Source organism: Streptomyces sp. Y7, assembly GCF_043195415.1.
Lineage (GTDB): Bacteria > Actinomycetota > Actinomycetes > Streptomycetales > Streptomycetaceae > Streptomyces.
Genome location: NZ_JBIDDQ010000015.1, coordinates 54,052 through 66,214, shown reverse-complemented (window position 1 = coordinate 66,214; position 12,163 = coordinate 54,052). Strand labels below are relative to the sequence as shown.

At 71.0% G+C, this 12,163-nt stretch carries 11 protein-coding genes and 1 pseudogene; 6 read left to right on the top strand and 6 right to left on the bottom strand.

The features are described from left to right. The first annotated feature begins 4 nt into the window (after positions 1 to 4). Positions 5 to 1,495, top strand: coding sequence for a glycoside hydrolase family 3 protein (locus ACGFW6_RS29685; RefSeq protein ID WP_393516407.1), 1,491 nt, complete (start codon positions 5 to 7; stop codon positions 1,493 to 1,495). 154 nt (positions 1,496 to 1,649) lie between these two features. On the opposite strand, the gene nagB is transcribed toward ACGFW6_RS29685, so the two are convergent. After that, positions 1,650 to 2,435, bottom strand: a complete 786-nt coding sequence (gene nagB, locus ACGFW6_RS29680; RefSeq protein WP_393516404.1) for a glucosamine-6-phosphate deaminase — start codon at positions 2,433 to 2,435, stop codon at positions 1,650 to 1,652. 337 nt (positions 2,436 to 2,772) lie between these two features. Here nagB and ACGFW6_RS29675 point away from each other — a divergent pair, with 337 nt between their 5' ends. The 3 genes and pseudogenes from ACGFW6_RS29675 (at position 2,773) to ACGFW6_RS29665 (ending at position 5,861) form a co-directional block, all read left to right on the top strand. After that, entirely contained in the window at positions 2,773 to 3,861 is a 1,089-nt protein-coding gene (locus ACGFW6_RS29675) for an SIS domain-containing protein (RefSeq protein ID WP_393516401.1), read from the top strand. A gap of 6 nt (positions 3,862 to 3,867) precedes the next feature. Beyond that, positions 3,868 to 3,972 (top strand): annotated as a pseudogene (locus ACGFW6_RS29670) (TetR/AcrR family transcriptional regulator); the annotation flags it as partial. A gap of 422 nt (positions 3,973 to 4,394) precedes the next feature. Further along, positions 4,395 to 5,861, top strand: coding sequence for a sensor histidine kinase (locus ACGFW6_RS29665; protein ID WP_393516692.1), 1,467 nt, complete (start codon positions 4,395 to 4,397; stop codon positions 5,859 to 5,861). A gap of 169 nt (positions 5,862 to 6,030) precedes the next feature. On the opposite strand, the gene ACGFW6_RS29660 is transcribed toward ACGFW6_RS29665, so the two are convergent. Both ACGFW6_RS29660 and ACGFW6_RS29655 read right to left on the bottom strand, forming a co-directional pair. Continuing rightward, positions 6,031 to 6,288: a WhiB family transcriptional regulator gene (locus ACGFW6_RS29660; RefSeq protein ID WP_006142322.1), complete on the bottom strand. Its 258-nt coding sequence runs from the start codon at positions 6,286 to 6,288 to the stop codon at positions 6,031 to 6,033. 319 nt (positions 6,289 to 6,607) lie between these two features. Then, positions 6,608 to 7,576 carry a diacylglycerol/lipid kinase family protein gene (locus tag ACGFW6_RS29655; protein WP_393516398.1) on the bottom strand — a complete coding sequence of 323 codons (969 nt, stop codon included), beginning with the start codon at positions 7,574 to 7,576 and terminating at the stop codon, positions 6,608 to 6,610. A 157-nt stretch (positions 7,577 to 7,733) separates the two neighbouring features. Between ACGFW6_RS29655 and ACGFW6_RS29650 the strand changes: the two genes are divergently transcribed. After that, positions 7,734 to 8,180: a hypothetical protein gene (locus tag ACGFW6_RS29650; protein WP_393516395.1), complete on the top strand. Its 447-nt coding sequence runs from the start codon at positions 7,734 to 7,736 to the stop codon at positions 8,178 to 8,180. Between the two features lie 27 nt (positions 8,181 to 8,207). Here ACGFW6_RS29650 and ACGFW6_RS29645 read toward each other — a convergent pair whose 3' ends face one another. The 3 genes from ACGFW6_RS29645 to ACGFW6_RS29635 all read right to left on the bottom strand — a co-directional run bounded on the left by ACGFW6_RS29645 (position 8,208) and on the right by ACGFW6_RS29635 (position 10,366). After that, a complete protein-coding gene (locus ACGFW6_RS29645; protein ID WP_393516392.1) occupies positions 8,208 to 9,404 on the bottom strand; it encodes an RNA polymerase sigma factor SigF in 1,197 nt (398 codons plus the stop codon). Between the two features lie 17 nt (positions 9,405 to 9,421). Further along, complete coding sequence (locus ACGFW6_RS29640) at positions 9,422 to 9,835, bottom strand: anti-sigma regulatory factor (protein WP_004925829.1); 414 nt, start codon at positions 9,833 to 9,835, stop codon at positions 9,422 to 9,424. 270 nt (positions 9,836 to 10,105) lie between these two features. Further along, positions 10,106 to 10,366 (bottom strand): UBP-type zinc finger domain-containing protein, encoded by a 261-nt coding sequence (locus ACGFW6_RS29635; protein ID WP_030949271.1) that lies wholly within the window; start codon positions 10,364 to 10,366, stop codon positions 10,106 to 10,108. Positions 10,367 to 10,567: 201 nt separating this feature from the next. On the opposite strand from ACGFW6_RS29635, the gene ACGFW6_RS29630 reads away from it, so the two are divergent. Continuing rightward, positions 10,568 to 12,163, top strand: coding sequence for a Na+/H+ antiporter (locus tag ACGFW6_RS29630; RefSeq protein WP_393516389.1), 1,596 nt, complete (start codon positions 10,568 to 10,570; stop codon positions 12,161 to 12,163).

The following is a 12,163-nucleotide window of genomic DNA, read 5'->3' as shown; positions in this document are numbered from 1 at the left end:
CCCGATGACGACATTCGCCAGCGGCACCGACACCCTGACGCGCGACGCGCTGACGGTCCTCCAGCCCGGCTTCACCGGCACCACCGCCCCCGACTGGCTGCTGCGCCGGCTCGGCGAGGGCCTCGCCTCCGTCGGCCTGTTCGGCCGCAACATCGCCTCGCCCGAGCAACTGGCCGCGCTGACCGCCCAGTTGCGCGGCGAGCGGGACGACGTCCTGGTCGCGATCGACGAGGAGGGCGGTGATGTGACGCGACTGGAGGTCAGGGCCGGCTCCAGCTTCCCCGGCAACCACGCCCTCGGCGCGGTGGACGACGTGGAGCTGACCCGTGAGGTGGCCGCGGAGCTCGGCCGGCGCCTGGCCGCCTGCGGGGTGAACCTCAACTGGGCCCCGTCGGCGGACGTGAACTCCAACCCGGCGAACCCGGTGATCGGGGTGCGCTCCTTCGGCGCCGACACCGCGCTGGTCGCCCGCCACACCGCCGCCTACGTCACCGGCCTGCAGTCGGCCGGCGTCGCGGCCTGCACCAAGCACTTCCCCGGTCACGGCGACACCGCGGTCGACTCCCACCACGCCATGCCCCGCATCGACGCGGACGCCTCGACGCTGGCGGACCGCGAACTCTCCCCGTTCCGCGCGGCGATCGCGGCCGGTTCGCGGGCGGTGATGAGCGCGCACATCCTCGTCCCCGCCCTCGACCCGGACCACCCGGCGACCCTGTCCCGCACGGTCCTGACCGACCTCCTGCGCGGCGAACTCGGCTACACCGGACTGATCGTCACCGACGGCATGGAGATGCAGGCCATCGCCGCCACCTACGGCATCGAACGCGGCAGCGTCCTGGCCATCGCGGCGGGCGCCGACGCCATCTGCGTGGGCGGCGGACTCGCGGACGACGAGACGGTACGCCGCCTGCGGGACGCCCTGGTAGCGGCGGTCCGCTCGGGCGAACTCCCCGAGGCCCGGCTGGCGGAGGCGGCGGAGAACGTCCGCGAACTGGCCCGCTGGACGGCGACGGCGACGCCCGCGGCCGAGAGCGAGGGCCGCACGGACATCGGCCTCGTCGCGGCCCGCCGGGCCCTGAGGCCGACCGCCTCGGCACCCTTCACCCCGCTCACCGAGGCACCGTTCGTCGCCGCCCTCACCCCGGTCGCGAACATCGCGGTCGGCGACGAGACCCCGTGGGGTGTGGCCGCCGAGCTGGCCCGCCTGATCCCCGGCACGGAGACGGGCAGCTACACGGGCGAGGGCGCGGGGCGCGCGGTCCTGGCGGCGGCCGAGGGGCGTCGGGTGGTGGCCGTGGTCCGCGACGAACACCGCCACCCCTGGATGGCGACGGCCCTGGACGACCTGCTGGCGGCCCGCCCCGACACGATCGTGGTCGAGATGGGCGTCCCCCAGGCGACCGCCCGAGGCGCCCTGCACATCGCCACGTACGGCGCGGCCAGGGTGTGCGGACGGGCGGCGGCGGAGGTCATCGCGGGGGAGCAGGGCTGACGACGAAGAAGGTGCCGGTTCCCCGCGCGGGGAACCGGCACCTTCTTCGTCGTCGGGAGCGGGCTGTGTCGTCGTACTGCTCCGGCCCGCGGGCCCGATCGGCTCACCAGGAACCGCAGCCCGCGAGCACCGAACCGGTCGGACGGTTCCGCCCCTAGATCCCCTGCCAGTCCGGCTTGTTGACATAGGTGTGCCGGAAGTAGTCGGCCAGCTTCAGCTTCGACGCCGCGGCCTCGTCGACCACGACCGTGGCGTGCGGGTGCAGTTGCAGTGCCGAGGCCGGGCAGACGGCCGCGACCGGGCCCTCGACGGTCGCCGCGACGGCGTCCGCCTTGCCCTCGCCGGTGGCCAGCAGCACCAGGTGCCGCGCCTCCAGGATCGTGCCGATGCCCTGCGTGATGACGTGGTGGGGTACCTGCTCGATGTCCCCGTCGAAGAACCGCGCGTTGTCGATCCGGGTCTGTTCGGTCAGCGTCTTGATACGCGTCCGCGAAGCCAGCGAAGAACAGGGCTCGTTGAACCCGATGTGCCCGTCGGTCCCGATCCCGAGCAGCTGGAGGTCGACGCCCCCGGCGGCGGCCAGTGCCGCGTCGTACGCCTCGCACGCACCCTGCACGTCCTCGGCCGTGCCGTCCGGACCCATGAACGCGTCCATCCCGATCCCGAGCGGCTCCAGCACCTCGCGGCGCAGCACCGAGCGGTAGGACTCCGGATGGTCGGCCGGCAGTCCCACGTATTCGTCGAGCTGTGCGATCCGCGCCCGCGAGGCGTCCACGGCACCGGAGCGCACCTGGGCCGCCAGCGCCGCGTAGATGGGCAGCGGCGTCGACCCGGTGGCCACGCCGAGCACGGCGTCGGGCTTGCGCCCGAGGAGCCGCGCCATGGCCTCGGCTATCAGCTCGCCACCCGCCTTGGCGTCCGGAACGATGACAACTTCCACGCTGGGCCTGCCGATCTGAAGAGAGTCTCGATGGGCACCCTGAAAGGGCATGTGGTTTAGACCAATCTAACAGAGCGGACCCTACGAGGCCCAGGTGAACGCAAGCCCCACGGACATGCCGACGACGACATTTCGAGTGCGGGTCGGGCAGGCGTCATCGCGCAGGGGGGAGTGGAATGGACACTGTCAGCCCGAACCGTCTCCCCCGACCGGACCGCGGCCCGCGGGCGACGGTCCGACGGACAACGGTCCCCTCCGACCGGACCGCGGCCCGCAGGCGACGGTCCGACGGACACGCACCAGCCCGGTACGCAGCGCGCGAGAGCAGGAAGGGCCCATGACCACCTCGACCCCGTACCCGCCCGACCCCCAGGCCCCGCACAACGAGCTCCCGGGCCGGATCATGGCCCGAGAGATGGCCGAACAGCCGGCCGTGCTGCGCCGGGGCCTGTCCCAGGGCGCCCCCGCCGTCCGCCAGGTCGCCCGCGAGATCGCCGCCCGCTCGCCGCGCTTCGTCCTGCTCACCGCCCGCGGCACCTCCGACCACGCCGCGCTCTACGCCAAGTACCTCCTGGAGATCCGCCTCGGTCTGCCCTGCGGTCTGGCCTCGATGTCGACGACCACGGCCTACGGCGCCCGCCCCGACCTCACCGACGTGCTCGTCATCACCGTCAGCCAGTCCGGCGGCTCCCCGGACCTGGTCGCCTCGACGCGGGCCGCCCGCGAGGCCGGCGCGATCACCCTCGCGGTGACCAACAACCCCGACTCCGCCCTGGCCGGAGTCTCCGAGTACCACCTCGACATCATGGCCGGACCGGAACGGGCGCTTCCCGCGACCAAGACCTACACGGCCTCGCTCCTCGCCCTGTACCTCTTCGTCGAGGGTCTGCGCGACGGCGACGGCACCGACGCCGAGGCTCTCCCGGACCTCGCCGAGCGCCTGCTCGCCCGGCAGGACGAGGTCCGCACCCTCGCCGCCCGCTACCGCTTCGCCGAGCGCATGGTGATCACCTCCCGCGGCTACGGCTACCCCACGGCCAAGGAAGCCGCCCTCAAGCTGATGGAGACCAGCTACATCCCGGCGCTCGCCTACTCCGGCGCCGACCTCCTGCACGGCCCGCTCGCCATGGTCGACAACGTGTCCCCGGTCATCGCGGTCGTGCCCGACGGCAAGGGCGGCGAGGCCCTGCGGCCCGTCCTCGACCGGCTCCGCGGCCGCGGCGCCGACCTGGTCGTCATCGGCCCCCGGCACCAGGTCGAACAGGCATCGGCCGGCTTCGTCCTGCCCACCGAGGACGTCGCCGAGGAGGTCCAGCCGATCCTGGAGATCATCCCGCTCCAGCTCCTGGCCTACGAGGTCACCATCGCCCGCGGCCAGGACCCGGACTCGCCCCGTGCCCTGGCGAAGGTGACGGAGACGCGCTGACAGCGGGGCGCGATGGTCCTGGGCATGTCACAACCGGCGCGCGACGGGGCGAGCCGGGAGGAACTGGAGGCACTCGTGGAAATTGCCCTGGCCATCTGGCCCCGCACATGAACCCACACGGGTTAGGCTGCGTGGTGTATGCCAGGGCGTCCTATCAGTTCCTCAACTGGTTCGGAGCCCGCGAGGAAAACGTCAACAGCAAACACGCTCCCACGCATGGACACACCAGAGTGGTCTAGTCCACAATGCGAAGGAGTGCGTGGCTACGAGAACGCACCGACTTCCGTCTTCCCCGCACAGGAAGGCGGACCGAGGAACCGGAGCTCTCTGCCCTGACTGCCCCGGGTCCTCATCCTCGGCCGACCGGGACCGCACACCCCACGGCCGATATTGCTCCGGGCTGCGGTGCCGGGAGGGTTGAGGGTCCCTCCCAGGCGCCGCGGCCCGCGGGTGTTTCCGGGCGGGATCCCCTGCACAGCGGCTGGTTTCCGGCCAGGTCCGTACCGCCAGGTACGCTCGGCCACGTGCCCTCCATGAACGAACTCGTACGCCAGCACACGGCCCTCGACGACTCCGACCTCGAGTGGCTCCACCTGCTGGTCTCGGAGTGGCAGTTGCTCTCCGACCTCTCCTTCGCCGACCTCGTGCTGTGGGTCCCGACCAGCGACGGCACCCGCTACGTCTCCGTGGCCCAGATGCGGCCCAACACCGGCCCCACCTCGTACCAGGACGACATGGTCGGTCACCTCGTCCCGCGCGGCCGGCGCCCGATGCTGGACGCCGCGCTCGACGAGGGCCGGATCGTGCGCGAGGGCGACCCCGAGTGGCGCGAGGAGGTACCGGTCCGCGTCGAGTCGATTCCGGTACGACGGGACGGACGCGTCCTCGGGGTGATCGCGCGGAACACGAACCTGCTGACCGTGCGCACCCCGAGCCGGCTGGAGCTGACGTATCTCCAGAGCGCCTCGGATCTCGCGCAGATGATCGCGGCCGGATCGTTCCCGTTCGCCAATCAGCAGGTCGACATGGACGCCTCGCCGCGCGTCGGCGACGGCCTGATCCGCCTCGACGCCGACGGCCTCGTCCAGTACGCCTCCCCGAACGCGCTGTCCGCCTACCACCGCCTCGGGCTCGCCGCCGACCTCGTCGGCCACCACCTCGGCAGGACCACCGCCGAACTCGCCCCGACCCACGGGCCGGTGGACGAGGCGCTCGCCAAGGTCGCCAGCGGCTGGGCGCCCCGCAACTTCGAGATCGAGGCCCACGACGGGGTCATCCAGTTCCGCGCGATCCCCCTCAAGCCCAAGGGCACCCGCATCGGTTCCCTGGTCCTGCTCCGGGACGTCACCGAACTGCGCCGCCGTGAGCAGGAGTTGATCACCAAGGACGCGACCATCCGGGAGATCCACCACCGGGTGAAGAACAACCTCCAGACGGTCGCGGCCCTGCTCCGCCTCCAGGCCCGGCGCATCGAGTCCGAACGCGGGCGCGAGGCACTGGAGGAGGCGGTACGGCGCGTCGGCTCGATCGCGATCGTGCACGAGACGCTCTCCCAGAACCTCGACGAGCGCGTGGAGTTCGACGAGATCGCCGACCGGGTGCTGGCCATGGTCGCCGAGATCTCGCCCGGCAAGGTGGGCGGCCGGCGCACCGGCCGCTTCGGCATCCTGGACGCCGAGGTCGCCACCCCGCTGTCCATGGTCCTGACCGAGATCCTCCAGAACGCCCTGGAGCACGGCTTTCGCGAGGGTGAGACCGGAACGGTCGAGGTCGCGGCGGTCCGCGGCGGCACGACCAAGCAGGCCCGCCTCCTGGTCACGATCCAGGACGACGGCGTGGGCCTGCCCGAGGGCTTCGACCCGCACACCGCCGGCAACCTCGGTCTGCAGATCGTACGCACCCTGGTCGAGGGCGAGTTGGGCGGCACGTTCGACATGGTCCCGGCGCCGGAGCGGGGGACCAGGGTGATCCTGGACATCCCGGTGCGGCCGCACAAGTGACACGGGACAGCAAAGAGCCCTGGACCAGAAGGTCCAGGGCTCGTGCTCGTTGCTGCTTGTTCGCAAAGCGTAAGCGCATCGGGGTACTGCGCGCTGCGGCTCGGGGGCGGGAGATGCGTACTCGCTGTACGCGCCGCCAAGCTCAGGCTGTTTTAGCGGGGCGGGTGTGTCAGGCGGAGGCCTGACGGGCCCGGTTGCGGGCGGCGCGGCGCTTCATGGCGCGGCGCTCGTCCTCGCTGAGACCACCCCAGACGCCGGAGTCCTGGCCGGACTCGAGCGCCCACTGCAGACACTGATCCATAACGGGGCAGCGGCGGCAGACGGCCTTGGCTTCCTCGATCTGCAGCAGCGCAGGACCGGTGTTGCCGATGGGGAAGAAGAGCTCGGGGTCTTCCTCGCGGCAAACGGCGTTGTGACGCCAGTCCATGGCTGCTACCTCTCCTTGGTATTACGTGCTGATTGCTTGTGAATGTGAACGCTTTCACGAATCCCTCAACAAGTGAAGGGCCGACCGCCAGGTTGCCTGGCGAGGTCCTGTGATGTGAAGAGGGGTTCCGGTGGTCAGTGGACGCCGGTGTTGCGGGCTGTCCCGACCGCCACGTAGAGACTCGCAAACCTCAGCGGCGGATACAACCCCTTCCGGAAAGTTTTTTTTGATTCCTCGGTGTCGACTAGGTCACAGCCGTACTTCCATGGGGTGGATCCTGGCCTAAACGTTCGAGTGAAAGGACTTTCGCCCGTTCCGCTCACACAATCACACGCAGTGCACGGCGTACGCCTGTGAACGTCACGCTCGTACGCAGCCCGAGGTGGTCGCCGTCCATCTGAAGGGGCAATGGCACCTTCGAATGCAAGGTGAACTGGTCCAGGTCGTGAAGTGTGAGTGCGTGCTTACCGTGGGCCCCGCGCTCGGGGGACGAAGTGAGCAACTGGGTTGCATACCGGGCAACCGCGACCGTGGACATCCGGCTGAGACCGAGTACGTCGAGACCCGTATCGAACGAAGCCTTAGGTGCCGCGTACACCGGACGATTACCCAGATACGTCCACGGAGCGGTGTTGCAGACTATGGACAGCACCAAATCGGTCACCGGGTCCTCGCCCGGACGCTCCAGCGTGATGGTGCCGTGCCGGCGATTGGGCTCCTGGAGGAACTGGCGTACCACCTGGCGCAGATAAAGGGCGTGCGTGGATTTCTTGCCCCGCTCGCGCTGCTGCTCGACCCGGCCGACGACCCCCGCGTCGAAGCCGAGCCCCGCGCAGAAGGTGAACCATCTGGCCGGAACGCCCTCGTCCTCGGTGCCCGGTGTGCCCGCCGCGATACCCATGCCGACGGTACGTTCGCGGCCCTCGCGCAGCGCGTCGAGCAGGGCGCCGGTCGCCTCCACCGCGTCGTTGGGCAGACCGAGGGCGCGGGCGAAGACATTGGTGGAGCCGCCGGGAACCACGGCGAGACCGGGGAGGCCCTCCGGGTCGGGGCCGTTGTGCAGCAGTCCGTTCACGACCTCGTTCACGGTGCCGTCGCCGCCGAGAGCGACCACCAGGTCGACGTCGTCGCTCTCCGCCGCCTGCCGGCCGAGGTCGCGGGCGTGGCCGCGGTACTCGGTGGTGACCGCCTCCAGCTTCATCTCGCTGGCGAGCGCGTGGATCAGGACATCGCGCGTACGTGCGCTTGTGGTGGTTGCTGCCGGATTGACCACGAGAAGTGCACGCATGGGTTGCAGCGTACCTACTGGGTGGTACCGGGCACAGGTCGAGGTAGGGATCAAGTAAGAGATGGGGCGTGAGCCTCGACACGGGTGATCGCGGGCGGCCGGTTCGTGGGGGAACCTGCGCCGAGGGGGCCGCGATGCGGAGGGCTACCCTTCAGGGGTGACCAAGGAGCAGAACCCCACCACCCCGGAAACCGCCGACCCGCGTCCGCGGCGGCTGACGTACGCGGCCGTGCTGACCGCTCTGGAAGGCGTCGGCCTCACCGTCGGGGGAGTCTGGGTGCTCGTGCTGGGGCTCGCCGGTGATCCGGACGACCGCCGGCAGGCCGTCACGCTCGGCGTGACCCTGGTCGTGCTCGCGCTGCTGCCGCTGCTCGCCGCGCGCGGGCTGTTCGGCCGCCGCAGCTGGAGCCGGGGGCCGTCCATCATCACCCAGATCCTGGCGCTGCCGGTGGCCTACAGCCTGCTGCAGGCGGACAGCATCGCCATTCCGGCGGGCATCGCGATCGCCGCGACGGCGATCGCCACGCTCGTACTGCTGGTCAATCCGGCGACGACCGAGGCCCTCGGGATCCGGGGGCCCGGCAGCGCGCCGGATCAGAAGTAGCCGACAGCCGCTGCTCCTCGGCGGCCGCTACTCCTCCACCAGCAGCTTCTCCCGCAGCTGGGCCAGCGTGCGGGCCAGCAGGCGGGACACGTGCATCTGGGAGATGCCGACCTCCTGCGCGATCTGCGACTGGGTCATGTTGCCGAAGAAGCGCAGCAGCAGGATCCGCTTCTCGCGCGGCGGGAGGTCCTCGAGGAGCGGCTTGAGGGACTCGCGGTACTCGACGCCCTCCAGCGCCTCGTCCTCCGCGCCCAGGGTGTCCGCGACCGCCGGGGACTCGTCGTCGGTGTCGGGGACGTCCAGGGACAGCGTGGAGTACGCGTTGGCGGACTCCAGGCCCTCCAGGACCTCCTCCTCCGAGATCGCCAGCTTCTCGGCGAGCTCGTGGACGGTCGGGGAGCGGCCGTGCTGCTGGGACAGCTCGGCGGTGGCCGTGGTGAGCGCGAGACGCAGCTCCTGCAGGCGCCGCGGGACGCGCACCGCCCAGCCCTTGTCGCGGAAGTGGCGCTTGATCTCACCGACGACCGTCGGGGTCGCGTAGGTCGAGAACTCCACCCCGCGGTCCGGGTCGAAGCGGTCGACCGACTTGATCAGACCGATGGTGGCGACCTGGGTGAGGTCGTCGAGGGGCTCGCCGCGGTTGCGGAAGCGGCGTGCGAGGTGCTCGACGAGCGGCAGGTGCATACGGACCAGCTGGTTGCGCAACTCCGCGTACTCCGGGGTGCCGTCCTGCAGCTTGCGCAGCTCGACGAACAGGGCGCGTGCCCCGCTGCGGTCCTGTGGGTCGTGCTGCGTGGCCTGCGCGGTGCGCGCGGCCTGCGCTGTGCGCGCGGCCTGCGCTGTGCGCGCGGCCGTCGCCTCGTGGTCGGCGTCTCGCTCGTGCTCGCTCATCGTCCCGCCCGTCGCCCTCTCCCGAGCCCTCGCCTCCGTCCTCACTCTCGACTTCGGTCGAGCGGGAGGACCCCCAGGGACTGCGGGGACCCCGATTCGCCCGCCCAGAGGCGCGCCCTGCACAGCACCGTCGTCCCCCGGGCCGCCCTGGAAACCGGTCACCACGGAGTCGTCCTCCGGGTGCGGCCGGGCCTGCTCGGGGATGCCGTCGATGCCGTCCGCCATGCGTCGGGAACCGTTCGGGCCGTCAGGGCCCGCTCCCGCGCTTCCGGCTCCGCCCGAGCTGGGGGGAGTGTCCGGCAGCTCCCGTGTGCCGCGCTCTTCGTCCCGCACCGGCCCGTCCCCGTTCCTCACGCCGGCCCGGGTCCCGCGCCGCGCTGTTTGTAGAGGCTGATCGAAACGGTTTTGTCCTCGTCCACGGCGGAGGAGACCTTGCCCGCTAGGGCCGACAGCACGGTCCAGGCGAAGGTGTCCCTGGAGGGGGCGTGGCCGTCCGTGGTCGGGGCCGAGACGGTGACCTCGAGCGAGTCGTCGACGAGCCGGAAGACGCAGCTGAGTACGGAGCCGGGCACGGCCTGCTGAAGCAGGATCGCGCAGGCCTCGTCCACCGCGATGCGCAGGTCCTCGATCTCGTCGAGGGTGAAGTCCAAACGGGCGGCGAGGCCGGCGGTCGCCGTACGCAGCACCGACAGGTAGGCACCCGCGGCCGGCAGCCGGACTTCCACGAAGTCCTGGGTCGCGGGCTCGCCTGCGATCTGGGACACCCTCACCTCCAAGGTGGTACAAGCTTCTCGGGGCCGAGGGTCGCCCCCCGGGGTAACGCGATGTGTGGTTCAGCGGTGACGCTATCGCGCTCTGAACTTTCCTGTCCCCAGGACCCCAACCCCTTGCTGTCACTCATAGTAAACACACGGATACGCTCCGTGGCTAGGGGGTCTGCGGGCCCAATTGGGAAGAGCGCGCGCCGGTTTGACGTACCCAGACGTCAGACGGTCGAACCGTCCGGATCCCCGGTCGTCCAGCCTACGTCGCCGTCACACCAGTACGTGGTCGACAAAGCACCAGCGCCATTCCTCGCCGGGCTCGAAGGTCCGCATGATCGGGTGCCCGGACTCCTTGTGGTGCTCCGTGGCGTGCCGGCCCGGCGAGGAGTCGCAGCAGCCGACGTGACCGCAGGTGAGGCACAGCCGCAGCTGCACCGGGTGCCAACCCTCCGCCAGGCACTCGGGACAGGTCTCGCCGAGCGGACCTGGTTCCGGGTGCGGCAGCGCGTCGGCGTGCGTGCACTGTTTCATGATTGCCAGGTTACGACGGTCACGCGCAGACCCGCGCGGAAAATCGAGGGCGGGCTGCGGTGACGATGGACGAGGGCGGGCGAGGACCATGGACGGGCGCGGCGGCAGGGGCGCGCGCGGGCGCGCGTGTCGTTCCGTGTTGAGTGGCGGGCAGCGGCGGGTCGGCGCCGCTGACGGTGCGGGTGAGGGTGGGCGAGTCGTATGGATGTGATGCCGCTGCTGTTGCTGGTGGCCGGGAGTGCCGCGGTGGCCGCCGCCGCTCGGCGTTCGCCGGTGCCGGCGCCGCTGCTGCTGGTCGCGGCCGGGCTCGCCGTGTCGTACGTGCCCGGGGTGCCCGAGTACACCCTCGACCCGCACATCGTGCTGCCGCTGGTGCTGCCGCCGCTGCTGCACAGCGCGGCCACGGACAGCTCCTACCTCGATCTGCGGGCGCAGCTGCGGCCCGTGATGCTGCTGTCGGTCGGATACGTGCTCTTCGCGACCTTCGCCGTCGGCTGGGTCGTCTATCTCGTCATCCCGGAGCTGCCGCTGACCGCGGCGCTGGTGCTGGGCGCGGTGGTGGCGCCGCCGGACGCGGTCGCCGCCACGGCGGTCGCCCGCCGGGTGGGGCTGCCGTCCCGGATCACCACGATCCTGCAGGGCGAGTCCCTGGTGAACGACGCCACCGCGATCACCGCCTACCGGGTGGCCCTCGCGGCCGCCGTCGGAGAGGGCGCCACCTGGGCCGGCGGCATCGGGGAGTTCCTGCTGGCCGCGTTCGGCGGCATCGGCGTGGGCCTGGTGCTGATGGTGCCGATCCACTGGCTGCGCACCCATGTGAAGGAGGCGCTGCTCCAGAACACGCTCTCGCTGCTGATCCCGTTCGTCGCGTACGCCGCCGCCGAGCAGGTGCACGCCTCCGGAGTGCTGGCGGTCGTGGTCGTCGCGCTCTATCTGGGGCACCGCGCGTGGGAGGTCGACTTCGCCACCCGGCTCCAGGAGGACGCGGTGTGGAAGATGGTCGCCTTCGTACTGGAGTCGGCCGTGTTCGCGCTGATCGGGCTGCAGTTGCCGGTGGTCCTCAAGGGCCTCGGCGCCTACGAGGGCACCCGTGCCGCCTGGTACGCGCTCGCCGTCTTCCTCGTGGTCGTCGTCTCCCGGTTCGTGTGGGTGTATCCGGCGACGTTCCTGCCGCGCATGCTGTCGGCGCGGATCCGGGAGCGTGAGCCGAATCCGACGTGGCGGGGCGCGTTCATCATCGCCTGGGCCGGCATGCGCGGGGTCGTCTCGCTGGCGATCGCCTTCTCGATCCCGCTCACCGTGCACGGTGGCGGCGAGTTCCCCGAGCGCAACCTCATCCTCTTCCTCACCTTCACCACGGTCATCGGCACCCTGGTCGTCCAGGGGGTGACACTGCCGCCGCTGATCCGCATGCTGCGGCTGCCCGGCCGTGACCCGCAGGCCGCGACCCTGGCCGAGGCGAACGCCCAGGCACAGGCGTCCCGCATCGCCGAACAGCGTCTGGAGGAACTCCTCTCCGACGAGCGCAACGCCCTCCCCGAGCCGCTGGCCGACCGGCTGCGAGCCGTCCTGGAACGCCGCCGCAACTCCGTCTGGGAACGTCTCGGCCAGGCCAACCCCATCACCGGCGAGTCCGTCGACGACACCTACCGCAGACTGTCCCGCGACGTGATCGGCGCCGAACGCGCGGTCTTCGTGAGGCTGCGCGACGGCCGCTACATCGACGACGAGATGCTGCGCACGCTGCTGCGCAGGCTGGACCTGGAGGAGGCGGCCGCCTACCGGGAGGCCGAGTGA